The sequence below is a fragment of the Paraburkholderia sp. HC6.4b genome (genome assembly GCF_014200875.1).
In the GTDB taxonomy this organism is placed as follows: domain Bacteria; phylum Pseudomonadota; class Gammaproteobacteria; order Burkholderiales; family Burkholderiaceae; genus Paraburkholderia; species Paraburkholderia tuberum.
The window spans coordinates 40,376-65,409 of the sequence record NZ_JACHDC010000009.1; the positions used below are offsets into that span (position 1 = coordinate 40,376).

The window sequence follows — 25,034 nt, forward strand, 5'->3', positions numbered from 1 at the left end:
GCCCTGTTAGGCGCTTCTCGCGGCCCGGAGCACCGCGAGAATACGATCCCGGCCCGCACGAATCCGCTCAGAAGCCAACGACGCATTCGTCCAAAAATCGCGAATCGCATTCGGAGCAAGAATCGTCGCGACAACTTCGTCGGGATCGAAGTCCGCCGCATTGGCCACCCAGCCGTCCAACCCAAGGTCGGCATACGCACCAAATCCTTTGCGTTCGTAGCTAAGGTGGTAAGAAGGAACGCCGTTCAGCACGGACTCCAGTGAGCCATGCAGGCGAACCGAAACCACGACGTCGGGCGTACCTGTCGCCAGCAATTCCTTGAGCGGCACAAGATCGCCGTTGATGCCGATGCTGCGATAGTAAGCGAGGTCGTCGTTGCCACGGCCCGTGCTTTGCACCGCGAAGCTGATCCGGCATACCTGGCTCAGCCGTTGAATTAATAGCCGCGTTGCCGCCTCATAGCGCTCCCGTTGCCGCGCGTTCCAGCTCGGCGCCCTGCGCAGCACGAAGGCCACATGCTGGACATTGAAGCTAGCTCCCTGCGCACGCGCGATGATCTGCGCACTGCGCCGCTCGAAGTCGAGGACTGCCAGGTCGGGGGTGCGATAAGTGTTTGGGTTGTGGGCGAGAAAATCAGCCGAGCGATCATCCCGAACGAACACGGCCGAAAACGTTCCGAGCATTCGTGACAGATGCGAGCGCAACGGCTCGGCCGGCATCGCAGGCCCGATGCTTTGCGGCATGTATACAACCGGCTTGCCCGAACGGCACGCCGCGCGCATCTGCAGCAGGTGGCCGGCCTCAAGCTTGAGCGCTTCTTTCCAGTTGCGAGCGCGCAAGTAGCCACCGCCGACGCCGACCACCAGATCAGCCGACGCCAGAACGCGCAATAGCCCGCGCACCCGGCAGTTGCTTCCGATAGGGACCACCAGACTGGCCGCACCGGCGACACGGGTAAAGCCACTGTCCGCAAGAACCGGCGCCGGATAAACGTCCGCATGCTGGGAGAAAGAGTCTGGATCAGCTGCAATAATCGATACGCGCGTCGTATCCCCAAAGGCCTGCTTCAGCAGATCAATTGAAAGGTCGACAAGCAGCCCGTCGCCGGAGTTCTTTGAACTGTACGCGTGAATGAGCGCCACGTGCGTTTGGTTCGGCATCAAGCCACCTCCTTGATCAGACGCTTGTAAAGATCCACGGTCTTTTCAACCATGACGGCGGCGGAGAAACGTTCAGCGGCCCGCACGCAATTGCGACTCATGCGTTCGCGCATTTGCTGGTCATGGACGAGCGCGTCCGTCGCCTCTGCGAAAAGCGTAACGTCATCTTCGTTTGGCACGACGAAGCCGATCTGTTCCGCGTCGATCAATTCAGCGGCGCCGGAAACTCTCGTCGATATGATCGGAACGCTGGCCGCCATTGCTTCGAGAACGACATAAGGGAAACCTTCGTAACGGCTGGGAAGCGCAAAGATGTCAAAAGCGGAGAAATAACGACGCGCGTCGGGAGTCGGCCCGAGTACGCGCAAATTCGCCGGGATGCTTTGTTCGCTCAAACCCGAAGCCGCGACAAAGTCGCCAGGGCCTATTATGGCGAAAATGACATTTTTGGTTCCGCGCTTGAGCATGATCCGCGCAACATGCACGAGTCGATCGACGCCCTTCTGGAAATCCAGACGCCCCACGAAACCGACAACGACAGCATCGGGCGCTAAACCCAATGCGCCACGCGCCTCCGCCCGCGGCAATAGCGACGGAGCAGGCACGCCGTTGAAGATAGTTTCGATGCGATCCGCGGGAATCCGGAGTACCTGCTGCAAATGCCTCGCTTCGTCGATGGACACGGCGATAATGCGGCCACTACGGAAGCGGCCCAGCAAACCTTCGACCAGCCCATAGAAGCGCCTTTGCGCTTGTGGCAGATAGGGATTGAGCGTATAGACAGCGTGCGGCGTATAGACCTGCTTCCACGGTCCAAAGCATAGCCGCGCCAGGGCCCCTGCTTTCGAACTGTGACTGTGAACGATGTCCGGCTTGATCTGCTGCAGGCATCTGAACAGCTGTGCGAACGCTACTACGTCAGAAACGCCGACCGAGCGAAGCAGCGGCAGACGGTGAATCATGTTGCATTGCGCAAGCACATTTTCGTTGATGATCACATCATCGAAACGGGCTCCGAGAGGAACGACAAGATGAATCTCGAAGCCACCTAGACTGCGCAGGCCGCGCACCATGTCGGCAATATGAACGCCTACGCCACCGCCCGCCGCTTCGACAACGAGCGCGACCCGTAAGACCGGTTTCAGTGTGTTCGGACACGTTTGCTGAACCGCCGAAGAATGGCGCTTTCCCACCGGATGCGGCCGATCGATCACATCGGCCACCTCGGTCGCACTGGTTTGTATCATCGCCCCCACCCAATACGAGCAATCAGTTGACGCCAACGCGGCACCTGCTTGAGGCGCGGCTCTTCGTAGCTGTACTGCACATATCGGTAAGTGCTATTTTTCCGGCCATACGACAGGCGTGCGGATTTTGGATCGATTCTGTTCAGAATCGCGCCGGTGACCACGCTTCTGGTTTGCGCAAATCGCTTCACGGATTCCGCCAGTTCCGCAACACGTGTACGGCCAGCCCATGCCACGAGCATCACCGTCGCGCAATGTTCCGAAAGCATCGCCGCATCGGTCACGGCGAGAACCGGAGGTGAATCGACGAGTACGAAGTCGTAGTCGCGCGAACTGGATTCGAGAAGCTGCCCCACGCGTTCATGCATGAGCAACTCGGCAGCATTCAGTGGCAACTCGCCTGTTGAAATGAAATCGAGATTCGAAACCACGTTGCGATGAATGACCTGATCAAGAGAGAGCATTCCGGCGATCACGTCCGTCACTCCGCGCTCGCGCTGTTTGCCGAAATACTGATGGAGCGAGCCCCGCCGAAGATCCATGTCAATGACCAGAACCCGCTTTCCGCCCGTCGCCAGCAGCGCCGCGAAATTGGCGGAAACAAAGGACTTTCCGACGCCAGGTGTGGGGCCCGAAATAAGGATCACGTTATCTTTTGCGTTCAACATCGCGAACCGGAGCGCGGTGCGAAGGCTGCGCAAACTCTCTACGGCCGGCTCTCCCGGCTGATCGGCCGCAAGTAGACGAACACCCGATGCGTTATCGCTGGGAGCCCGATTGATCTGCTCTTGACGGCGCGATGCTGGAATCGTTGCGTACACGTGCAAACCAATCAGGTTTTCGATTTCCTCCGCTTCCGCAATCCCCGCAAAAAGGAAGCTGTGCGCGACCGCAAAGCCCACCCCCAGCAAAAGCCCGAGCAACGCGCCCGCTGCAATCGTCACCGGCCGGTTCGGAAAAGCGACGTCTTCGGGCACGACCGGCACGTCGACGACGCGCACAGTGCCGGTCTTGCCCGCCTTGACCAGCTTCAGTTGCTGAACGTTATTTAGCAGTGCCGTGTAGAGATCGGTATCGACCTTGACGTCGAGCATCAAACGCACGGCGTCCTGCTGCATATCGGGCATTCGTTTGACCTGCTCGTCGAATACGCTCTGCTGGGCACGAAGCGTCGCGATTTGTGCGTCGAGAGCAATCACGTTGGGATGCGAAGGCGTAAAGCGCGCCGCAAGCACGTCACGTTTCTGCCGCAGTTCGAGCATGCGTATTTTCGCGTCTGCCGTCTGCTGAAGGACAAGTTTGGCTTCCTCCGTGAAATCGACGGAACCCTGCTTGTTGCGCATCTGCGTGTATCGCGCTTGCGCGTCTTCGAGCTGTGCCTTCAGTTGCGGGATTTGGGTATTCAGAAACGCCAGGGATTGCGCCGCTTGCGCCGCCTTGCGCTCAATGTTCTGCTTCACGTAGTAGCGGCCAACTGCCTGTAACTGGTCGCGAACCAGGACAGGATCGGCTCCCTTGAGGGTCGCGATCAGAACGCCGGAAGACTTGATCTTCTCCTGAATGTTCAGCCCATTCTGCATGCTCGTAATCGCGTCAAGCCGGGACGTACGGATCAGCTTGAACTTCGTGCCGGGTGCCGCGTTGATTGACTTGACGAGCAACGTAACTGGACCATAACTCGTTGCGAACACTTCCGTCTCGCCGACTCGCCCCGTGACGGGACCGTCAAGGTGCCAGCCCGAAAGACGGTAACGGCCGCCGGACAGCACGGTGAGCGCGAACCTGTTCCCTTCCACGCGCTTCGGCACGTCGAACTGGACCACATCGGCGCTTTCCGTACCCCACGCCCACCCGCCAATACCCAGGATTCCTGGCCGCATTACGGTATCGTTGAAGCGCGAGATGAAGTTGCCGATAAGCGGGAACCGGCTCGGACGCACGACGATATAGCTATGCAATTCGTCGACGACGCTGGTCACCACGAGCCGCGAAGCCATGATCTGCTGTTCGGCCGAGGTCGGCGAGTTGTAGTCGAAGAGAGACGACACGTCGCCCAGCAAACTCTGCGCTGACGCCATGGCGCTACCGTCTTCGACCTGAATCGAGATGTCCGCCTGATAGCGGGGGGGAAACAGAAAAGCGAATGCCGCCGCGAACACAAGGCACGCGAGGCAAATCTTGAGAATGATCCAGCGGTACTCGATGAGCACATCCAGCAGCCCGATCAGATCAATTTCATCATCGGGTTTAAGCGCCTCGTTTTCGGGCGATTGCAACGATTTCATTGTGATGGATTTGTTTTTTTCGACCCTTTCAGGACGACGAATAGTCTGTAGACGAAGCTGACGCGTCGGTTCAGGTGGATACGCCCGCAATACGTGCGGCCCACTCTTCGACCCCAGCTTCGATAAGCGTCAGGCTTTCTTCGAATGACGCGCGCCCTTTCCGGTAAGGGTCCGGAATGTCGCCCCCTCCATCGGGATGACCGCGCTGCGTCGAAGAATAGCCAAGTAGAAAGATGCGTCCATGCAGGGACGCGAACCGATGCTCCAGGAACTGCTTCTGGATGCGGTCCATGACGAACACAAGGTCGGAAGCCTCGGCCATCCACGCCGCCAGTTGCCGCGCGTGGTGGAACCGTATGTCGAGGCCGCGCTCCTGCATCAGGCTGACGGCGGTGGGATCGGCACTTTGACCAATCAGCGCCGTGATGCCGGCGGACTCAACCGTGACTGACTTGAGGCGTTGCGCGAGGAGCACCTGCGCCATTGGACTTCGGCAGATGTTGCCAGCGCACACGACCAGTACGCGCTCGATCATTTCGCCACCAGGCCCGCAGTCAACCCACTGCTGATCAACGGCATCAACAGACTCAGCACGCGGTTGAATCGAACCAGCCCGTTGCCATCGACGTACACCACGTCGTTCGGCTGCAGCTCGAAGTCCTTGGCAAGCAACATCGCAACTGGCGACCGGGCGTCGAGGCGAAACACCTCGGGCGTCCCTGACAACGAACCACGAATCACGAACATCTGGGCGGCGTCGGCAGACGACGAGTTGATACTGCCCGCCTGCGACAGCGCGTCGGCAAGCGTAAGGCGGCCGGTTCTGCGTGGAATAGCCGCGACCGGCTTGTTCACCTCGCCCATCACATACACATCGTTTTCGTCGCGCGACACGACACGCAGAAAATCGCCCGGCTTCAGATAAATCAGCGAGGGGTTCAATCCCTGAGCCAGCAGGCGCGTCAGGTTCACGCGGTGCGATTGGCCGTCGCGCACCAGCACGAGGTCGCCCTGATCGGCCGTGTCGCTGAATCCGCCGGCGCGGCTGAGCGCTTCGTAAAGCGTCATGGGCACGTCGTTGACGGCCAGCGCGCCCGGGCGATGCACTTCTCCGTCGACATAGACCTGACGGGCCCGATACGAAGCGACCCGAACGGTCATCTGAGGGTTGACGAAGTACTTTGCGAGCGCGCTTGTCAGGCGCTGCTGTATCTCTTCGACATGCAGGCCCGCCACGTGCAGCGTACCGGCATAAGGAAAAGTCAAGCCGCCGCTCTGATCGACGATAAATCCGGGCGACGGATCGCCGGGCCGTGAAGATGCGGGGGTTTGCGATGAACCAAGCGCAGCCGCGAACTCCGGGTGATCCCACACGACGATTTGCAGTACATCGCCGGGCCCCACCGTATAGGCTTGCGGCGTTCCCGACAGCAATTTCGATAACTCGAGTTGCTGCTGCCGCCTGTTTTGGGCGAGGTGCGAGACCAACGCCGCATCGACCTCGGTGATCGCGATGGCCGGCGTACCCGGCGTCGCATTGGCAATACTGCCTGGCGCGCTTGCGCCGGTTTCCTCAGCGGTGCTCAACGCACCAGATGCGCCTGACGCGTTCTCAACGCGAGACGTATCCATTCGCATGCCTGGCGCCACCGCGCACGCTGACAGCAGCAGCATTACCGACGCCATCAAGGCGCCAAGCCGGCAGACCGGCCTGGTAAAAATCAAAGCGGACATCGTGTTCAACCTATTCGTCAAGCGAGTGCGCCGAAGCGCTGCCGCCTTGTTTAACGCCTAACAGACTTACGTTCCATTGGGCTACACGCGTTACCACTGCCAGGCAGTACTTCGTCATGAACTGTCCTGTCGGCAGTTATTGGCAGAAGCACGTCAATATGCATTCCGATGCAGCATGCCCTTCGCCACCGTCGCGAGAATGATGCGCATATCCATACCGAACGACCAGTTGCGTAAGTAGTACAGATCATGTTCAACCCGCCCCTGCATTTTCTCGATCTCGTCGGTCTCGCCGCGAAAGCCATTGATTTGTGCCCATCCGGTAATGCCGGGCTTGATTCGGTAGCGATGGATATAACCGTCGACAATGGTGCGGTACTCGTCGTCATGCTCTATCGCATGCGGTCGCGGCCCGACTACCGACATTTCACCGCGCAGTACATTGAGAAATTGCGGCAATTCGTCGAGGCTCGTACGGCGCAGAAATGCGCCTACGCGGGTGATCCGCGGATCTCCGCGAGTGGCCTGGCGAATCACACCAGACTGCTCGGCATGCGGGCGCATCGACCGGAACTTGTAGATGCGGAATACGCGCCCGTCTGCCCCCTTGCGCCGTTGGGTAAACAACACCGGCCCCTTCGATGTCGCCTTGACGGCCACCGCGATCGACAACATGATCGGCAACAATACAAGCAGACTTGCAAAAGCAAACAACCGGTCGAACAGCGCTTTCTGCATCAACGCGTACGGCGTCATCGGCGAGGCCATCAGATTGATAGCCGGCGAGCCGATCAGATCGACCACGTTCCGGTCGAACATCACGAGACGGCTCACGTCGGGAATGAAGCGCAAGTTGACGAGATCATCCTTGAATTCGTCGAGTACGCGCAGCAACGTGCTCTCGTCGGACATTCGCAGCGCGAGCCATACTTCGTCGACCTGTTCCCGGCGCACCCAGTCAGCAAATTCGCGCAGACGTACGAACGAAGGCAGGCCATCCCCGCCCGGCTTTTTATCGCCAAGCGTGTTGAACGTGGCGACGACCCGAAAGCCCGCCGCCGGCGATCTTGTGATGTTGGCGATCACGCTGTCGCAATGCACGCCAGCGCCCACCATCGCGACCGTACGAAGATTCCGCCCCGCGCGCCTGCGTCGGCCAAGCATCGCATGCACCGACAGGTGCGACGCGGCAATCCCGATAGCGGTAATCACCGTCCAGCTCACGCACCAGAGCCGCGAGATCGAGGCAGCACGGTGAAGCAGAAACATGATGACAAGCCCGCACGCCTGCACCACGAGCCAACCGAGCACGACGTTGAAGACTGGACGCCATTTCAATCGACCACGCCATGAACCGTACGCGCCGAGCCATGGCAACAGCAGAATGGCAAGCGCCATGTCGAACATCACCAAAGCGCTTTCGAGTGTCCGCTGCGCCACGTCGGGTTTGAAAAACAGCGAAGCAAGAGCCGCCCCCAACGCAATGGACACCACGTCTAGCGGACGCGCCAGCACGCTTTCCATTTCCACGAAGTCGCGGCCAGCAGCTTGGCGAATCACCGTGCGCACAACAACTGACTTAGGATTAGACGGCGTCACGACTTCGAGCCGCTGCGTCGATGCGATGCAATTCGTGTAGCGGTGCCGCGCACATGCACGCGACGCTCAATTCGAAATCAGCCGTCGACTTCACGACATCAATCTCAAGCTCTCTTTGCAATGCCATCTGGATGCCCTACCTATTCAAAATAGCTGGATCATCCTCCAAAAAATAGTCACGGCGCTAGGATCAATCCTAAAAACCAAGGTTTCCTACATGCCCTCATGGCGGTCGCATTAGTTATTAATGTATAAATCGCTTACCAGAAAGGCGTTTGGGCGAGATTAAGGTGTTCGGCGAAGGCCTTTAGTTTGCAATTCGTGCGGCTTACCTTTGTCGGAGGCATCATCTGTAATCGGATTCAGCACAAAGTAGTGCAGAAGAATTGTGAAGCGAAAGCGGGTGCACGCCGTCCTGACAGCGCTCAAAGCATTGGCTGGCAAGGCCATGATGAGCATGCATTCCGTGGCCATCCAGAAGCAGTACTGGGAGACCTACATTGCGGATCGCGAGCCGATGACGAAAAGCGATGGGAATTCACTGGAAGCTTGGCTGCATGAGCTCGCCGAAGTGAAGCGTGTTGGCTACGCGCTGACGAAGACCGAAACCCTTGCCGGCGTCTTCACGCTCGCGGCTCCTGTTTTGAACCGGCGTGGCGAGCCGCTTGCTGCCATGGCGGTGTGCTTCGATACCCGGCGCGACATCCGGGCGATGGCCACGCCACTGATCCAGGCGACCTGGCAGTTGTCAGCGCGGCTCGGATAGCGGCAAAGGCACGTGAACTTCTTCACCGCTCCGCGGGGATTGGCGGATTACAGATTTCGATGGATGGCGCTGTGGAAGAAAGGCCCACGTTTTCGAACCACGCATGATTGTGATTGGCCCTTTCCGTCCCCACCTCAGGGCGTGCCCCAGTACGCGCGCTGACTCACGTTGAGGGTGTTCTGGTCGGCGGAAGATAGCGTCTGTGGGAAAATCAGGATTTCGCCGTAGGCGGCCGCGATGTTGCGCACCGTACCAAGTCCGCCGATCTGCAGGCTGTCCGAACCGTTCGCACCGACTGTGCCCGTCTTTGTGGTGCCGTTGTAGACGCCAGAACTGGATGCCTGATTGAATGTCTCCAGCAATACGCCGGTCGAACCCGTCACTGCGCCAGTGACAGCAGTGAACCCGTTGCCGCCACCGCCCGTGGGGTCATACGCGTACATGTCAAACTGGCTGGTGCCGGTTGTGTAGAGTTCGGTTGGATTGTCCGAGTGACTGCTCAACAGCACCGGATTGCCGTATTGCGGACTGAGGCCGCCGGGGAGGCCGAACACCGACGCGCGGCTAAACGGCTGGGCGAACGTAAGGGACGCCACCGGAGCGTTCACGGTCCCAGTGACCATTGTCTGGCCGTTTGAGCCCGAGCTGCCGCCGTTGGTGACCACCACGGGTTTATTCACCTGCGGCTGGAGGGTCAGCAATAATCCTGCGTTGACGATCTGAGGTTGCGCAGCCGCAGCTGACTGCACCAGTGATGCGCCGTTGCCGCTCTGATCGTACCAGGCTGCGACGTAGCCATTTGCGGAACCCACGAACGCGAGCAGCGTGGTGAGATCGGGGTCCCCCGCCGGGGTGAAACCGATATCACGTACGGCGCTGTCGGAATCGCGCCGCACATTGATGCAGGGTCCGGCGTAGTGGCTGGAGAGCCGCCGCAGACTCCATGCGCCGGCCGCGGACGCGGTGAGGCGGTCCAGCACGCCGGTGAACGCGGGCGTCTGACCCATGCCAGCGCTATAGTGGCGCAGGATCTGGTCGGCACTCAGTGCGCTGTTGTAGACCGCGAATTCGCCGATCGTGCCGTCAAGTGTTCCAGCGATATTGCTGGCCGCGCCGACATAAAGTCCGGGTTCGACCAGTGGCGCCATGGCAGGTCCACCACGCTGTGAGCCAATAAGCCTGCCGTTCAGATAAACGGCAAGCGTCTGGTTAGCCCCGGTACAAACAGCCGCGAAGTACTGCCGGCCGAGCGGAACGGTGCAGTTGACGCCACGATTGGAAAAATTCTTCGTGTAGTACATGAGGCTGCCGACCGGACTTGCGGACGCGCCGATTGCCCAGCCGGTCGTTCCTCCGGGCGCGCTCAGGGAAGCCATAATCGTGCAACCGAGGTTTGATACTGACTGGCTGAACGAAATCACGCTGATCCAGCATTCGAGGCTCCAGTCCGTACCCGCACAGAACTGGTTTGCAGCGCTCACGTCAACATAGCCGCTCCCACCACCCGTCAGCAGCAGGTAACGGGTATTGGCCGATGTCGGCAAGAGATTGGCTCCTGCAGCAAGAGACACCGGCGCGACATACGTTCCATCGCGATTGTTGCCGCTCGAATCGGCGGCCACTGCGCCTGACATCTCATTGAGTCGCCAGTAGGCATATGGGCCATCGGTCAGTATCACCTGCTGATAGTCCGGGCGACCTGCGGCCATCAGCAGCCGTTTCGAGAGGCGGCTCATTGCTGTCCGGCGACGAAGCCGCAGATGGTCGCGCCGTCGTCCAGCGTCTGAATCACACGGATGTCAAGCCTGTCCGCCACATCCATCGCTATCTGGTATTCCATGATGCTGTGCTCCTGTGCGATGCACACGTGCAGATCAGATAAGGAATCCTCTTAAATCATGATGCAGGACCTGAAGCGGGCGAGAATCCGTACACTACGCCGCATCGTCTGCGATATGGAACTGGCCGTTACGTTCAACTACTTTGCGCCGCATCGAAAACAGCCGGCCACAGCCAGCGCATGACCAGCCGCGGGCGTCCGTATATTGAGCGGTGCCTGACCGGCCGCAGAACGGACACGGTGTCGTCGTGCCTGGAGTACTCCCTACCCGGATCCGCGCCGACAGGGTGCCACTGGGCTCCAGCTGATCCGCGAACGCCGTGAACATGTCGCGCCATTTCTGGATCATCCCATGACTCGTTCCGATCTCGTCGGACACCTGCATGAACGGTAACGGCAGCGACAGGTAGCGGATGAACGTGCGCATGCGATCGCGCGAGCCCATCTTCGTGTTGACGAATGGGGTGCCTCGACGCCGGCTGAATTTGAGCTTGCAGCCAGTACACCGGAAATGCGGAAAGCCGCCTTTCGGGTGATCCACACAATGGGTCATGCGGCTACCGCAATCCGGACACGACGGGGGCCGGTGACTCATCGAGTTCAGTTCATCGAATTCGCGCGTCAGCCGGGCGGTCAGCCCGAGATCCTCACGTGCGCCAGACTCGTCGAATAGCAACGGCGCGGGCGACAGTTCGGCTGGCCGTCCGCCCAGTCGGACCAGGCGCTCCCACTTGCCGTCCGGATCGAGTTGCAGCAGCCAGGCGCGATACGCCGTGACGCGCTCCTTGATGTCACCTGGCAGGCTTCCCATCCGTTCCCCGGCCTCCACGCATGAGATCGGCTGCGACAGCAGCGAGACGAACACGTCCAGCTTCTTGAGGTGCTTTTCCTCCAGCGGCGTGCCGGCCGTGCGGCCGAAGTAACGATTGCAGGTTTTGCACTCGAACATCGGAAGCCGGCCGAACGGCCGTGTCCTGAATCCCGCGCTGTTAATGTGATTGCCGCCGCACCGCGGACAGCCGGGGCGTGGCTCATGACTCGCGGACAGGACCGCGTCGATCTTCGCAGTCAGATACGCCGTCAAGTCCCGATTCTCGCGGGAGGAGTCCGCCGGTACGACACAATCTGGACGATTGGATAGCATGCCCGGTTTTACTGATTCAACAGCCACTGGCAGTTGCAAGCCCTGGATAACCAGGTTGCCGGGAGTCAATCACATTCACGCAATCTCCGGGGCGGAGATCAAGTGGACTATCAACGTCGCGTGTCGAGCCATCCGGCAGCTTGACACCGTATCGATAGATCCTGACGGGTGAGTCAGCCGGCTTTTCAAACAGACGGGAGATGTCGAAGCTCAGGCCTGCGCCGAGCCCTACCCCATTGATGCCGCCGCCGCCAAAGCCACCCGCGCCAACACTGGCCGACGGCGCGCCCGACGCCTGAGGCATGACCGTCGTCAGATACTGCTGGCCGGTAATCTGCCCTGTACTCACGTGAGCGTCGTCTGGCATCGGACCGGCCATCCCGCCCGTCGTGCTGCAGCCCGACTGCACTGCGAGCACTATCACGAACAGGGCAGCGCGGGCCCATCGATGCATCGTCGAATTTTTCTGATCCATACCTGCCCCTCAGCCCTGCTCGCCGGCAGCAGGCTGGGAGTTCGCCGCGGCCGCCGACGCGGGGCTTGCCGGTACGGACTGCTGGGGAGCACCGTGTTTGACAGGCTGCGATTTTGCGTCGACCAGCACCAGCTCGTTGCCATTGACCTCGATCCTGACGGGGTCCGTCTTCTTCCACTGCTTCTTCGGGATGGTGAGCTTCCACGCCCTGTCCTGCGTGGGGTCCCGGAAAAAGGCCACCACACCGACAAACTGCGCATCCGGGTTCATCGGTTCGGTGATGTTCGCGCTTGCGTCCGGGCGCAACACAACGTCCTTCGTGGCCAGCAGATCTGTCTTGAGAAGTGTCAGATCATCGGACCGCAGTTGCGAATAATTGAGTTGTGCGAATGTCTTCTCGTCCTTGAGCTGATAGAACCGGATCACTGTCGAGAGCGATTGTCCGTGGGCATCGGCGTTGACCGCAGTGCGGCCCTTCAGATCCACGTTCATCTGCTTGACCTGGGTCGTGAAGACCCATTTCGCGGCATCCACGGTGCTGTCGCCGACCGCCTGGGCCACGCCGCATCCGGCGAGAGCGACAGCCGACAGAATGGCGATAGCGAGACTGGCGCGATGTGCCGCGCGTTTCATCTTCTGGTTCATTTCGAGGATGTCCCCGTTGATTTTGCTGTTCTTCATGCGTGTGCGTCCCCTGCTCCGTTCCAGCGGCCAAGCTGCACGCGCGTGATGCGCGCCGGCGCGTCAGCGGAGGGTCGAGCCTGCGCTTCCAGTTGTGCCGTAAAACCCAGGTTCGTCTGACGCGGCTCGAGCATGGGTCTGGGCATCAGGTCGGCCCGTACGTGCATCTCCAGATCCGCTTCACTTTCGTAGCCCAGATAGAAGCGCAGCAGCGTCATGACCTCGCGATGGACGGGTTGCCCCGGCACGAGCGCCAGCACGGTTTCACGCGAGGCCGGCGTGATCACCACACGAACCACGTTCGCGCGGTCGTAGAAGCCGCGGCCGAGCAGGCACTGCTCGCCAAGCGCGGCGGGTTCGAAGTCGTTCACTTCACGCCAGACCGGATGGAATTCCTCAACCGTGATCGCCGCATCCGGTATGGCATGTCGCAGCACACCGGCCAGCCCTTCCGCCGTGCGCGTTTTCTGCATCGCGAGCCCGAGCATCGAGAGCAGCCGGCGCTTGTCGGCCACCTCTGCGAGTCTCTGGCGGGCGCCCGCGGATTTCCGTTCTTCGCCTCCTGCAACCGCCAGCAGGTTGGGAATGGAGATGGTGGTGCGGGTCGGCGCGCTGAACCCGAATCCGGCGAAGCTGAGCAGATAGCGCGACACCGGATCCGTGCCGTCGCGCCTGAAGCCGATGGGGTACCGGTATTTGCGCGCGACGCGGTAGAACTGCGTGATGATACGGTGGTGGAAGATGTCGAGAAACGCCGAGAGGGGCTCTGCCCCGTCGCGATGCTGCGCGACCTCGTCGACGAAATACGCAGGCATGCGCGCGTCGACCCCGTAGAGCCCGAGGAACGTCGTCACCACCGACGGCGGCGCTGCCGGATTGTCGCGGTCGAACCTGACCGCGTCGATCTCGCGCCCAGGAAAACCCAGCTGGGCGCGCGAGCGGAACCGCACCGGCTCCGCGGCCGGCGAATCCGTGGTGCCCAGAGGCGGCATATCCGGGTCAGCCAGCTCGAGCAGTTCACAGAAGCGGATAAAGTTCATCCGCGTCGCCTGTTCCAGCAGCGCGGGCATCAAGGGCCCAAACCTTGCCGGTGCGTTCAAAACGGCGCCCCTTCGCCCTTCGTTTCGGGCCATTCGATCCGGCGTCCCGCCGGCTGGGTCACGATCACGAGCTTCGTGTAGAGATTGAGCGTCGCGTAGAGACCAATGAAACGGTTGAGCATGCTGCCGAAGAGTTCAAGATCCCCTTCGCCCGCGAACTGGCTGGCGTCGAGCGTGACCGCGACTTCCACGCCGCGCATCAGACCGCCCTTCACGAGCCTGCTCAGCGGCCGGTGCTTCACGTCGGTGATGGCATTGATGCGACGGCGGTTCAGTTCGCCCTCGGTCCAGTCGTAGAGCGCGAGTGAACCGCGCAGGATTTCCGCGTCGAGCAGCGACAGATAGTTGGGAGCAAGGTGGGAAAGCACACGCCACTGGAACCGGTCGCCCGTTGGCGGATAGACCGGGAGGGTGGGCGCCGTGAGGTTGCGCACCGCGCCGATGTTGGTGAAGCCGCCACGCATGCGCGTGATTCCAGCTTCGCGCAGGGCCTTGCGCGGCAGCATGCCGTTCGTGGCTGTCACCGACAGCGAGAGGGTTTCGGTGGGTAGACTGTTCGCCTGGTCCCATGCGTGGCCGCCGAGCACGATCCACGTGTCGAACCGGCCGGATGGCCCGCGGCGCATGCGGGTGTGGTAATAGCGTTCAGGCATGTCGTGACGCAGCATGCCGCCACGATGCCGGAACGCGGCGAAAGGCACATATTCGAAACGGCGGCCGCGCTCGAAGTACTCCACGCCGTCGACCGAATAGATGTCGATGAGCGAGCCGTGTTCGGCGCGTGCGCGCACGCGGTATTCGGTCTCCTGCTGCGTGACGGTCACGGGGTCTGCGCCAACCGTGAAGAGGTTGATCACCGGGGTGCAGTAGAGGCGGATATTGTCAGCATTGAAGCGCATGTCGTCCGGGTACGGGCGCTCGAGCACAACTTCCACATCGACCGATGTAGCGGACGCGGGAAGCGCCTGTATGTCGAGCCCAAGCAGGTCGACAAACATGAACTTCTCGGGAAACGTGAAGTATTCGAGGAGCAGCTGGTAGCCGCCAAAGGCGTTATCGGCCTTGGGCCAGAGCCGTTCTTCAGTGGCAAACCCGGCAGCCTCAAGGCGCAGACCCGGCATCGCAACCGGCCCGCCCGGCCTGTCCTCAGGCCAGCCCGGCACGCGCACCTGCATCGCCACCGGCTTTGCCGTGAGCGCAGCGTAAAGGGAGAGCGCGACGGGTCGATCGGCATTCAGGTACAGGCGCAGACGTGGCACGTGCAGCCGCTCGCGTTCGGCCTGCGTCTGGATGGCCAGACGCAAACGGATGACCGAGCGACCATCTTCGCGCGCGTAGACGCCCGCTTCCGGAAGGGCGAGCGGATACAGGTCGACGCCCTGGGTCGTACGGTATACGCATTCGGTCGCGACGTTGCCGTCGCCGACAGGGTCGGAGGTGGCCTCCAGACCTGGCTCAAGCGTCTCGTGCTTCTGCAGCGCACCCTTTTCCGGAAGGAGCTCGAGGATGGCGAGTGACGGGATCATGCGCAGGTAGTGCGGCCACAGCATGCTCACGAGCCCCTCGGTCAGCTCCGGCAGTTCGTCATCCAGCTTGTGGCGCAGGCGCCCCATCAGGAAGGCAAAGCCTTCGAAGAGGCGTTCGATATGCGGGTCCCGCTCGCCTACGCGGTCGAGGTCGAGCTCGCGTGCACGGTCGGGAAACGCCTGCGCGAACTCCTTCCCGGCTTCGCGCAGGTAGCGCATTTCTGCCTCGTAATAGCGCAGGATTTCATTGTCGCGGGTAGGCTCTGTCATGATGACGACGTGTCAGTGGTTATCGGTTTCGTTCGCGTGCAGCTTGTCGGCGCGCACCAGCGTTGGTGCGATGAAAAGCAGCTTGCGCAGCGAAAATTTCGGGCCATGGGCCTGCATGCGCAGGTGTCCCCGACGCCAGTGAGGCGCAACCTCACTGGCGTCAATCTGGACGAGTTCGCTCGGACCCACGATGATCCGGTTGTAGCGGCTGGCGAGACGCCGTTCCAGCTTCGAGCGCTTGCCCTTGCCGGCGCGCGAGAGCTGCGAGGTGATGTCGTGCTGGCGCAGTTCATCGATGCGCACCGCGCCCGCTGTCTGCATGTAGAGCAGAACTTTCGCGCACATCTGCACCAGGGGAATAGCGGAGCTTTTCGCGTTTGGTAACGTGTGTTTTACACGACCCACATGCTCAATCAGCGAGTCGTTCATGTCCGTAAAGCTGACCTGTAACAGGTGCGGCAATTCCTGCTCGTGGTCCGGCGTCACACCAACGGCGACAAAGACAAGATCACGGTGTCCGTTTACCAGCGTCTCGAAGATATAGACGCCGGATGTCGTAAACGGCCGGTCGAGATCAATCCAGAGCGAAGGATCCACCACGCGCGCCATTTCGGGACCGAAGCGCAGATAGACTGCCGGCATGGGTAACTGGAAAAGCGACACCGGGACATCGTTGCCAATATCGGTCTGTGCGAGCCAGGTCTGCAGTGCAGCGGTCGGCTCGATCACGACGTGCGGGCGTACCTGGTAAAGCGCCGCCGACGCGGCCAGCATGGCCGGCCTTTGCGCCTCACCCGTTGTCAGGCTAGCGTGAAACGGCGGATTGTTGATCCGTATCGCTTCGACAAAGAGATCCACCGCAGCATCCAGTACCGCTGACATCCCCCGATCGCCCCTGGCGGACAGCCGCAGGTGGTCCAGGCGCTCACCGCCCCATGCTTCCAGTACCCCGAGCCACGCGTTCCACGCCGGCACGAGTCTCATGTTTGCCGCACGCACCGGTGGCGGTTCGCGACTGGTGGCGCGCGTGTCCCGAACGGCTACCAGGAAGTCGCGCGCGCAGCGCTCGATTTCCCGCTCAAGACGCACGCCGGAAAGATGATGGGTTGGCGGCTTCACTGGGGCGCAATTCCTGTGGGGAGCGACACCGACGCGTGTTTTGCGGCTTCCCGTGCTGCCTTGGGCAACGGCGGCGGTCCCGGAGGCGCGGACTGTCCAGCAGACTTCACCGTGCTGTCGATGAAGATGCGCGAAGGCAGCGTGAAGCCCCGCAACGCGAGCAGTTCCAGCGGCCCCCTGCCCACGTCGGTGCGGATCAGGTAGCGCAGCGGATGGGTCATGCTCGACGGTACGGGCACGAGCGGACCCTGCACGGTCAGCGCGTTACTGTCAGGCTTGCTGTCCGATCTGGTGTCAGTGGGCTCTGCCAGTTTCCCTTCCATGACAATCGGCGAAGCCTGCCACGTCAGCTGGTACGTTGCGCTGTCGAGCGGCTCCACCTTCGCGCGCTCGAGCATGCGCACGAGCGCCCAGCGGCCACCGAATTCGAAACTCCGGTTCGTGCCTGCGGTATCGGTCTGCCATTCGAGCCGGGTGCCGGCGGTTTGCGGATCGCTGGAGGGCCACGTCATCGTCTGCCACGTCTGCTGCTGGTTGTAGTAGTGCAGCTTCTGCGCGTCGATGGTGAGCAGCGTATCGGTGACGCCTGGCGTCGGTACCGGCTTGAGCTCGAAGCTGAACTGTGGCTCGCCCTGCGCGAGCAGATGGCCAGCGATCTGCTGCAGCGTGTTGATGGCTTTCAGGAAGGCGGGATCGAAGGCGCGCGAGGTGCCGCCTGCCCCTGCTCCCACGGAGGCCGGCACCCACTGGTCGCCCTGAAGCTGCAGGGCGCCGGCGAGCTGCGTGGAGAGGAATGCACCGATCAGACCGCCCTGGGGACGCACGAAGCGCGCAAATTCCGGCAGCGACGCATCGTTGGCCGTGTTCGCAAAGGGATAGCGCCCGGCGAACGAGCGGTTCCAGGTGGCTACGATCGTCTGGCGCCATGCATCGTTAAGGCTCGCCTGAGCCGGCCGCAGTACGGTCTGTGTCGCCTGCCCGATAGGCTGCACGAACAGGGCACTACCCATGCCCGCCCACTGTTCGCCGAGGCTCGCTGAGACGAGCTGCGCATAGGCGAGCGTGTCGGAGAGCTCCGAGCCCTTGCCCTGGAAAAGCGCCTGCGCGATCTGGCGTGCCTGGTCATCCGGGTCGGCGCTGTCGCTGATCTGCTGCAGCTTCAGGCGCAGTGTCGTGACGCGTTCGGTAAAGCGCTCCATGCTCAGGTCGCTGCCGCCGGCGGGTGCTGTATTGCCGCCTGCCTGACCGACCAGCTTGATCACCGGACCGAAAGAGGCATCGAGCGGTCCGGCCGGAGCGGCCTGCGCTGCCTGTGGCGCATCGTCCTTTTTGCCGAACAGGTTCTGCGCCTTGGTGACGAGTGCGTCGGAAAGCGAAGCCTGCTGCGCGCCCGCCCCGCCTTGCCAGGCGAGCGACTTCATCAGCGCAATAAGCGGCGACTGCCGGGCGTCGGCGATGAGCTTCAGCTGTCCGACAGCGGCCGGCAACGTGGGCGCGGCTTCGCAGCGGATGCCGTTCATGAAATCCTGCCAGTGCTCGGCGTAGTCGGCGAAATAATGGGCACGTAAGGCCGCACGCAGCGCATCGGGCGTCATGGCCGTGCCAGCCTGCGCTTCACCCGTGTTACCGAGCACCCAGTTTCCTTCGACGCCGTTATGTTTCGCCGCATCGTCGATCGCGGCCTCGATGGAGCCTTCCCAGGCCTGACGCGTAAAAACGCCGGGCACCGTCGCGGACGTCGCGAAGAGTCCACGGGTGTCCGTGCCAGCAGTGAGCGAGGCCAGGGTCTGGTCCGGATACTTGTGGCCCACCGAATCGAGAATGCCCTGATAGATCGTGTCCTCGGAGTTGCTCACACCGATGATCGCGAGCAGCGTCTGGCGTGCGTTGCCCACGAGATCCTCGCGCGGCTGGATGCGCCAGTCGGGATGCGCCGGAAAGTGCTGGGCCCAGAAGCCCATCAGTTGTGCGGACAGGTCGAGTTTTTCACCCGGACGCAAACCGGTATCCAGGTTCCAGTGATGCTGGAGCTGCGGCGTCATGAAGGGTGGATCCGCGCGTTGCGGATCGGCCATCATGAGGTACGTTTTGAGCGCCTGCTGGCCATCCTGTGCCACCTGGCTGCTCTGGATGTCGACCTGGGCGGTCGACATCTGGCCGAGATCGACGAGCTGGCCTTCGATGTCCTGCTGAACGGGCGCGACCAGCAGCGGCTTCGCGGCTCGCGCGTAAGGCGTCCACAGCGCGTTGAGTATCGCGCGGTCGTGATTCAGGCCGAAGCGCGTGAGCAGTGGCGTGTGTTCCTGCACGCGTGCCTCGTGCAGTCCGATGCGCTGCTGGAGTCCGAGCAGCGCGCGCAGACGACCAGGGGTGTCGCTCGCGCGGTTGAGCGCCTGCAGCGACTCCTTTGTCAGCATGACCTCGTGGGCGTTGTTCATGCCCGAGATGAGCATGCCGGCACTCCACAGGCCGACGAGCGCGAGCGCAATCGTCGAAGCGATCGTAACCGGATTGGACCAGGTACGGCGGCCGGGCGAGTGGTTCGCGGCGTTTGCAAGGTAGCGCCACAACGCCAAACGGGTGGTATCGGAAGAAGCGGCTGCCGATACGCCGGCGATGGCCAGCGGAGCGAAGAATGCACCCGCGACGGGCATTGCCCGACGCTGCCAGTCGGAGAGACCCGCAATCCAGCGCGCGAGCGGCGTTGCGCGGGTTTCGAGCCGCTTCGAGAGGTCCGAGGCGTAAGCGTCGTCCGCATTGGTGGCGAGCTGATGCACACTGCGGTCCGCGAGCCGGTCGCGCAGTTCGAACAGCGCCGCTTCGACAGCGGATGCGTTCAGCGGACGCTTGAATTCACATCCCGTCACGGGCGTGTCGATCCGGTGGACGGCATCGGTGCCCGCGACATCGAGGACGAACACCGGCGCCGACCAGCGCAGGATTTCGCGGATACGCGCAAGATGAAGGCCCCAGGGATTCTTTTCGTGCACCGATTCTGACAGCAGTGTGCCGTTGTCCAGCACGAGGGCAATCGCATCAATCGGGCGGCCGCGGCGCAGCCGGCGGATCCGGCGCAGCCACAGTCCGTCGGGGCGGTTGTCTGCGCCCAGGGCGCCCCAGAGCAGCACCACGTCATCGGTGATGATGAAGCCCTTCTGGGCCAGTTCCGGCACCAGTGCAGTCACGGCGGTGCTGTCGCCTGCGACCAGCAGCCACGGCTGCACGTAGGCCCACCGGAACCAGCGCTTCTGCCTGAGCTGAAACTTGAGGTCCTTCGCCCACGTTGCGACCTGCTCTGCCCGATTCCTGGCGGCGTTGGCTGCTGGATCGTCTGGCTTGGGTGGTTCGGCGCCCTGATCCCTGGACGCCTGCTGAAGACTGATCTGCGCAAGCTTACGTCGCCCGAAAGCGAAGCCGAGTGCGGCAAGAACCAGCACTGCCGCCGCAAGAATGACCAGTCGATTCCGGTCAACCCAGGCGATGAGATCCTTCTGGTCCACGGTGTACGCAACCACGCCTACGATGACAGCGATAATCGCAACGGCGATGATCCACAGGCCCCAGACGTATTTTTTTTCGTTATTCAAACCGGTGCTTCCTTTTGAGGCAGGGGCGAGACCGTGCACAGATGAAGGGATTCAGATTCGGGCTCGCGCCACGCGACAAGTTGCGGGCCGCCTCCGCGCATCGCTTCCATCGCAATGGCAAGCGCGATCCAGCCGCTGACCGGTCCCGGAACACCGAGAAGTCCGTCGAGCAGACGTTCGACTACCGACTTCTTCGGATCGGCAGTGAGTGCCGAGCGGATGGCGGTGGATTCGCCGTCCTCACAGCCGGCGAACCATACCTGCGTGAGAGGCACAGCAGGCGCCTGATACTGCTTGATCTGTTCGAGATCCGCTTCGAGAGTGTTGCGGGCGCTCGTCATGGGACGAAAGATCGAGCCGGCTGCGGACGCGCCAGGTTCGATGAGAAATGCCGCTGCACCTTCACTGAACGAGTGTCTGTCGACCTTGTCCGCCCAGAACTGTGCGGCGATCACCAGCCGCGTTGTTGTTTCGATCCGGTCAACCCGTTCTGTAATCCACGGCGCGCCGTCCGTAGCGGATTGTGCCTCTACGTTAAACACGACGCCGGGAACAAGCTCACCGAAAACGTTCTTCGCCTGCTGCCGAACGGATTCAGCCTGCTTGAGTGATACATCATCGAGCATCAACGAAATGAAGATCTCACTTCGGGTGAGAAGCGCGTCGGAGAAACGCTCCGCAACGAGCTGCAACAGCCTTCTACGCCGATCCGCGGCGGAGAGGTCCATTGCCCAGCGGAATTCGATGATCCGGTCCTTGTTCGACGGCAGGTCGATCTTCGCCTCGCCGAACTTGTCGATTTCATTTGTTGCCGCCACGAAGGCCGCAGCATCGACAACGCGCAAATGGCGACGGGACCAGTCGCGCCACATTCCGCGAAGACGCTCATGCTCCCTTTCGGTTTCTTCGGCATTGGTCTGATGACGTTCCCAGCGATTGAGCCTGGGGCCGAACACCAGAGCGCAGGCCACCAGCGGTGCCCCAATCAGCCCACCCCAGAACTGAACCGTGTTGGTCGGTTTGCCATGCGGCCATAGCAGGAGTACAGCAGCTACTGCACCCGATGCTATGGCAACAAGTGTCGGAAGCCACACGCGCAAAGCGATAGGCTCCGGTCTTTTTACGGGAGCAAATGACGGAATTGGCCAGGTCATGCCGTTAGATCGGTTCGTTCTAATCCTGCTTGCCAGGGATGAAGTTCTTGCGCTCTCAAGGAAAACCTATGCTTTTGATCACGGCTGCAGTGGGGAAGCCGCGACACCCGACTGGCTGTATCCATTCCCGTCCATACCGGTACTCGCATCGACCGGTACCGTATCGGATGCCGGTGACTGTGCCGTCTGTGTTACGCCGGACGGGTCGATGATCAGCCGCCTTGTGAGGTACATTCCTCGCACGATCGGAATCGCGAATCCCGCGCGCGAATCGTGGACATAGTTGTCGAAAAAATCCATCAGGCCGCGCGACAGTTTGGGTGGATGAAGCCACGCCTGGTAATAGGTTTCCTCCTCTGGCGAGAGGGGCACGGGTGCACCGGTCAGCTTGATCCGCTCGGTGTATTCCGTCGGATCGCTTTCCTTCAGCGTCTGCATGTAGCTGCGCCAGTTCAGCTCACTGGCTTGGGGGTCGATGGACGACAGCGACTGCTGCAACTGCGCCAGTTCGGCCCGGGCCTGCATGTCGGTCTGGCCAGCTGTTGGCGCGGCGCAGATACCCTCGTAGACCTTGCACGGGTCTGTGTTGTAGCGCGCGCTGAGCCAGCCATAGTAAAGGCGCATGTGAGCGGCAATCTGTTGTTCCAGCGTTCCGCCGATATCGACCGCTCCCATGTACTCATCGAAGCCGCTCTTTACTGCCTGATCGTAGCCGAACATGTCCGCAACGCTGGAACGGAGATCGGCGGGCGGCGTGAACGGCACACCTGCCTTTGCCGCCTCCAGACGCATGCGGTTCAACGATATTCGCGCTAGCATGTCGCTGCGTCCTTGTTCGCCCGGCCGGTATCCGCCGCCGACATCCGAATGCACACCCGGATAGACGATTTCACGGCATTGGCCAGCATTGCTACCAACTTTGGTCAGTGCGAATGCAGTGCGAATATCATGCGCGGCCACGAGATGCAGGCAATTTTCAACCGCATCGGGAATCGCCATTTTCATGCCAGCCAGGTTGTGTGCTGGCAATCCTACCGACTCGACAGTATCGAAGATGCCGAGAAAGCGGAAATGGATCGGCGCGGCTTTACCGTCAAGTGCGGTACCGCACGGCCAGTAGGGCTGGCCGTCACGGTATTCGCATTTGTCGAGAATGCGATTGACAAACGCCCGCGCGAGCGCCGCGCCACGCGAAAACCCGAACACTGCCACATCAATGCGGATCACACGGTGATTCTTTTCGAGCGCCTTATTCAGATCGCTTTCCGCCAGTTTCAGGCGCGCATCGCTTCCCGCACCTGAGCCACCACCCAGCGCTTCGCTGTCGCGAACGGCATCAATCCAGCTCGGATTGCTAGCGTCCAGCGGCGTGCCGACGCCGGGATAATACAGTTTGACGACAAGCGGGTCATCTGCTATATGCCCTTCGAACAGCCGCGCGACGTTCGACCATTTCTTCTTTTCGGCATCGAGGAACCTGTTATTCCCCGTGCCATCGAAAAAAAGGCTGAACCATGGCCGCTGCTCGCAGGTCGTGCACATCTTGAATTCTTCCGCATACAGTTCGGTCATGGTCTTGAACGTCTGCTCGAACGTTTCATGACTGTCCGTAAACCAGTCCTGCATCAGTGATTCATTGTTCTTGTCGTTCATTTTTATTCCCCGATACGACGCATTACGCCACGACCGTAAAAGAGCTGATCGAGTCTCGGGCTTCGGCCACCTCCCATCGGTTCCGACACAAGTTCGACTTCTAGCTGCTGGCCCGGAAAGAAACGCGTGATCACATAGTTATATGAATCGCCAGGAAGAGGCGCCGAGCCAATCACCACCACATCGCGCGAATAGTGGTACGTCTTCTCTTTATTACGATTTGGTGTTTCCTCGTCCCACACCACCCGCACGGTCTGTCCTGGGCCAGGCAGCGTAGCGCAGCATGTACTCCCTCCCGTCCCCCCCTTGCTGAAAGGATTAGCGCCCCCTCCTAGACCTAGGTTCCGGCCTTTCGTGTCATAAAACGTATAGTCAACATACATTTCGGTATAGTTTGCAGTAACTGCCCTAGCTTCGACATATCCCTGCTGCCCCCACGCTGAACAACCGGCGACCATAAACAGCAGTGCAAGCGCTGCCATTAATTTTTTTATTCCACCTAGTAAACCATTATTATTTTCTGTGGTCATTCTTATTCCCCTATCTGACGCATGACGCGTTGATCTGTAAAAAGTGCATCAAAACGGTGATTTCTAAGGCTCTCTGGTTTCTCTTCCTGAACGACATACTCCACCTCTACCTTGTCATCAGGAAAAAAACGAACAATTAGAGAGATATTCGAATCTGGATCATCTGACGTAGTGCCCCTTGCACGCGTAACTGCAGAATGTCGCGTCCAGCGTGACTCAGGATCATTACGTTGGCCCGTATACCATTCAACCTGGACGCTCTGTCCTGGTCTGGCAAGCGAGAAGCAACACACCCCTCCACCCGTTCCCCCTCTTGAAAACTCTTTAATTGAGGTTCCAGCAAGACGGTCATTTCGACTCTCGGGTATGCTGAGATAGAAGTCGGTAATGTAGTTCTCTGTATAGTTAGCCGCCCTCACACCAACGTCAGGAATAGCCTTACGATATCCAATAGCTGAACAGCCACTTATGATCATCAGTAGCACAAGCGCTACCACCGCTTTTTTCAGTCCCGTCATTGCCTGTTTCTCCCCGCGCTACGCAGTGCGTCCTCGTCCTGATCGGTCATCGTTTTGAACGTCTGCTCGAACGTTTCGTGGCTATCCGTGAACCAGTCTTGCATCAGATCGGTATTGTTCTTTGTAGTCATTGTTATTCCCCGGGATGGCGCATGACTCGCTCACCAAAAAAAGCTCGGTCGAGCCTCGGACTTGGCATGCCCTTTCCTAAATTTTCTTCTGGAACCGATATAAACTCGACTTCTAATTGTTGATGTGGAAAGAAGCGAATAATTAGCCGGTTATGTGCATCCTTTGACTGGGGCGGAGAACCGATAACAACAACGTCCTTTGTATAGGTGTATTTCGCGGCAGGCGCTTTGTGTTCTGTATCTTCATTCCAACCGATGCGGATAGCCTGTCCTGGGCCGGGTAGCGCTGCACAGCAGTCACCGCCAGTTGCGCCCCCCTTGTTAAAGGGTTTCGCATTACCACCCAACCAGAATGGCTTACCTTCGGCACTGAAAACGGCGTAATTAATATACTTATCGGTGTAATTAGCCGCATCGGGGGCCATCATGTATCCTCGCTGCCCACCGACTGCGCAACCGCCAAACGTCACCAGCAGTGCGAACATTGTCACTGCTTTTGTTAGTCTTTTCATTC

At 60.6% G+C, this 25,034-nt stretch carries 23 protein-coding genes; 3 read left to right on the forward strand and 20 right to left on the reverse strand.

Annotated elements, in window-relative coordinates; all coding sequences use genetic code 11:
• Positions 1-6: 6 nt before the first annotated feature.
• From HDG34_RS15245 to HDG34_RS15265, 5 genes are all read right to left on the reverse strand, one after another.
• On the reverse strand, positions 7-1,161 hold the full coding sequence (locus tag HDG34_RS15245) for a polysaccharide pyruvyl transferase family protein (protein ID WP_184061082.1): 1,155 nt from the start codon (positions 1,159-1,161) through the stop codon (positions 7-9).
• Positions 1,161-2,408: a glycosyltransferase gene (locus tag HDG34_RS15250; protein ID WP_184061083.1), complete on the reverse strand. Its 1,248-nt coding sequence runs from the start codon at positions 2,406-2,408 to the stop codon at positions 1,161-1,163. Before HDG34_RS15250 ends, HDG34_RS15245 begins: the two co-directional genes overlap by 1 nt.
• Positions 2,405-4,693, reverse strand: a complete 2,289-nt coding sequence (locus HDG34_RS15255; protein WP_184061084.1) for a polysaccharide biosynthesis tyrosine autokinase — start codon at positions 4,691-4,693, stop codon at positions 2,405-2,407. The genes HDG34_RS15250 and HDG34_RS15255 overlap by 4 nt, the downstream gene beginning before the upstream one ends.
• Before the next feature lie 70 nt (positions 4,694-4,763).
• The gene (locus HDG34_RS15260; protein ID WP_184061085.1) at positions 4,764-5,228 is read right to left on the reverse strand and encodes a low molecular weight protein-tyrosine-phosphatase; all 465 of its coding nucleotides are present in this window, start codon (positions 5,226-5,228) and stop codon (positions 4,764-4,766) included.
• Positions 5,225-6,379, reverse strand: coding sequence for a polysaccharide biosynthesis/export family protein (locus HDG34_RS15265; RefSeq protein ID WP_184061297.1), 1,155 nt, complete (start codon positions 6,377-6,379; stop codon positions 5,225-5,227). The genes HDG34_RS15260 and HDG34_RS15265 overlap by 4 nt, the downstream gene beginning before the upstream one ends.
• Between HDG34_RS15265 and HDG34_RS15270 the strand changes: the two genes are divergently transcribed.
• A complete protein-coding gene (locus HDG34_RS15270) occupies positions 6,330-6,488 on the forward strand; it encodes a hypothetical protein (protein WP_184061305.1) in 159 nt (52 codons plus the stop codon). The genes HDG34_RS15265 and HDG34_RS15270 overlap by 50 nt on opposite strands.
• A gap of 92 nt (positions 6,489-6,580) precedes the next feature.
• Here HDG34_RS15270 and HDG34_RS15275 read toward each other — a convergent pair whose 3' ends face one another.
• Positions 6,581-7,942, reverse strand: coding sequence for an undecaprenyl-phosphate glucose phosphotransferase (locus HDG34_RS15275; protein ID WP_311734766.1), 1,362 nt, complete (start codon positions 7,940-7,942; stop codon positions 6,581-6,583).
• On the opposite strand from HDG34_RS15275, the gene HDG34_RS39180 reads away from it, so the two are divergent.
• Together HDG34_RS39180 and HDG34_RS15280 are read left to right on the forward strand one after the other, a co-directional pair.
• Positions 7,824-8,066: a hypothetical protein gene (locus tag HDG34_RS39180; RefSeq protein ID WP_260321198.1), complete on the forward strand. Its 243-nt coding sequence runs from the start codon at positions 7,824-7,826 to the stop codon at positions 8,064-8,066. The two genes, HDG34_RS15275 and HDG34_RS39180, sit on opposite strands and share 119 nt — an antisense overlap.
• A gap of 363 nt (positions 8,067-8,429) precedes the next feature.
• Positions 8,430-8,792 carry an IclR family transcriptional regulator C-terminal domain-containing protein gene (locus tag HDG34_RS15280; protein ID WP_184061087.1) on the forward strand — a complete coding sequence of 121 codons (363 nt, stop codon included), beginning with the start codon at positions 8,430-8,432 and terminating at the stop codon, positions 8,790-8,792.
• 134 nt (positions 8,793-8,926) lie between these two features.
• Here HDG34_RS15280 and HDG34_RS15285 read toward each other — a convergent pair whose 3' ends face one another.
• The 14 genes from HDG34_RS15285 to HDG34_RS15345 form a co-directional block, all read right to left on the reverse strand.
• Positions 8,927-10,528 (reverse strand): LamG domain-containing protein, encoded by a 1,602-nt coding sequence (locus HDG34_RS15285; protein WP_184061088.1) that lies wholly within the window; start codon positions 10,526-10,528, stop codon positions 8,927-8,929.
• Positions 10,529-10,726: 198 nt separating this feature from the next.
• A complete protein-coding gene (locus tag HDG34_RS15290; protein WP_260321183.1) occupies positions 10,727-11,845 on the reverse strand; it encodes a DUF746 domain-containing protein in 1,119 nt (372 codons plus the stop codon).
• Positions 11,793-12,251, reverse strand: coding sequence for a hypothetical protein (locus HDG34_RS15295; RefSeq protein WP_184061089.1), 459 nt, complete (start codon positions 12,249-12,251; stop codon positions 11,793-11,795). The genes HDG34_RS15290 and HDG34_RS15295 overlap by 53 nt, the downstream gene beginning before the upstream one ends.
• Before the next feature lie 9 nt (positions 12,252-12,260).
• The gene (tssJ, locus tag HDG34_RS15300; protein WP_409259387.1) at positions 12,261-12,896 is read right to left on the reverse strand and encodes a type VI secretion system lipoprotein TssJ; all 636 of its coding nucleotides are present in this window, start codon (positions 12,894-12,896) and stop codon (positions 12,261-12,263) included.
• A 32-nt stretch (positions 12,897-12,928) separates the two neighbouring features.
• On the reverse strand, positions 12,929-14,002 hold the full coding sequence (gene tssG / locus HDG34_RS15305; protein WP_311734762.1) for a type VI secretion system baseplate subunit TssG: 1,074 nt from the start codon (positions 14,000-14,002) through the stop codon (positions 12,929-12,931).
• A 26-nt stretch (positions 14,003-14,028) separates the two neighbouring features.
• A complete protein-coding gene (gene tssF / locus HDG34_RS15310; protein ID WP_184061092.1) occupies positions 14,029-15,828 on the reverse strand; it encodes a type VI secretion system baseplate subunit TssF in 1,800 nt (599 codons plus the stop codon).
• A 12-nt stretch (positions 15,829-15,840) separates the two neighbouring features.
• Complete coding sequence (locus HDG34_RS15315; protein ID WP_184061093.1) at positions 15,841-16,947, reverse strand: hypothetical protein; 1,107 nt, start codon at positions 16,945-16,947, stop codon at positions 15,841-15,843.
• A complete protein-coding gene (locus HDG34_RS15320) occupies positions 16,944-20,534 on the reverse strand; it encodes an ImcF-related family protein (RefSeq protein ID WP_184061094.1) in 3,591 nt (1,196 codons plus the stop codon). Before HDG34_RS15320 ends, HDG34_RS15315 begins: the two co-directional genes overlap by 4 nt.
• Positions 20,531-21,688 carry a hypothetical protein gene (locus HDG34_RS15325; RefSeq protein WP_184061095.1) on the reverse strand — a complete coding sequence of 386 codons (1,158 nt, stop codon included), beginning with the start codon at positions 21,686-21,688 and terminating at the stop codon, positions 20,531-20,533. Before HDG34_RS15325 ends, HDG34_RS15320 begins: the two co-directional genes overlap by 4 nt.
• Positions 21,689-21,766: 78 nt before the next feature.
• On the reverse strand, positions 21,767-23,341 hold the full coding sequence (locus HDG34_RS15330) for a DUF2235 domain-containing protein (RefSeq protein ID WP_184061096.1): 1,575 nt from the start codon (positions 23,339-23,341) through the stop codon (positions 21,767-21,769).
• 2 nt (positions 23,342-23,343) lie between these two features.
• A complete protein-coding gene (locus HDG34_RS15335; protein ID WP_184061097.1) occupies positions 23,344-23,871 on the reverse strand; it encodes a DUF3304 domain-containing protein in 528 nt (175 codons plus the stop codon).
• Positions 23,872-23,873: 2 nt separating this feature from the next.
• On the reverse strand, positions 23,874-24,389 hold the full coding sequence (locus tag HDG34_RS15340) for a DUF3304 domain-containing protein (protein WP_184061098.1): 516 nt from the start codon (positions 24,387-24,389) through the stop codon (positions 23,874-23,876).
• Positions 24,386-24,520: a hypothetical protein gene (locus HDG34_RS39185; protein WP_260321184.1), complete on the reverse strand. Its 135-nt coding sequence runs from the start codon at positions 24,518-24,520 to the stop codon at positions 24,386-24,388. The genes HDG34_RS15340 and HDG34_RS39185 overlap by 4 nt, the downstream gene beginning before the upstream one ends.
• A 2-nt stretch (positions 24,521-24,522) precedes the next feature.
• Positions 24,523-25,032 carry a DUF3304 domain-containing protein gene (locus tag HDG34_RS15345; RefSeq protein ID WP_184061099.1) on the reverse strand — a complete coding sequence of 170 codons (510 nt, stop codon included), beginning with the start codon at positions 25,030-25,032 and terminating at the stop codon, positions 24,523-24,525.
• Positions 25,033-25,034: the final 2 nt, after the last annotated feature.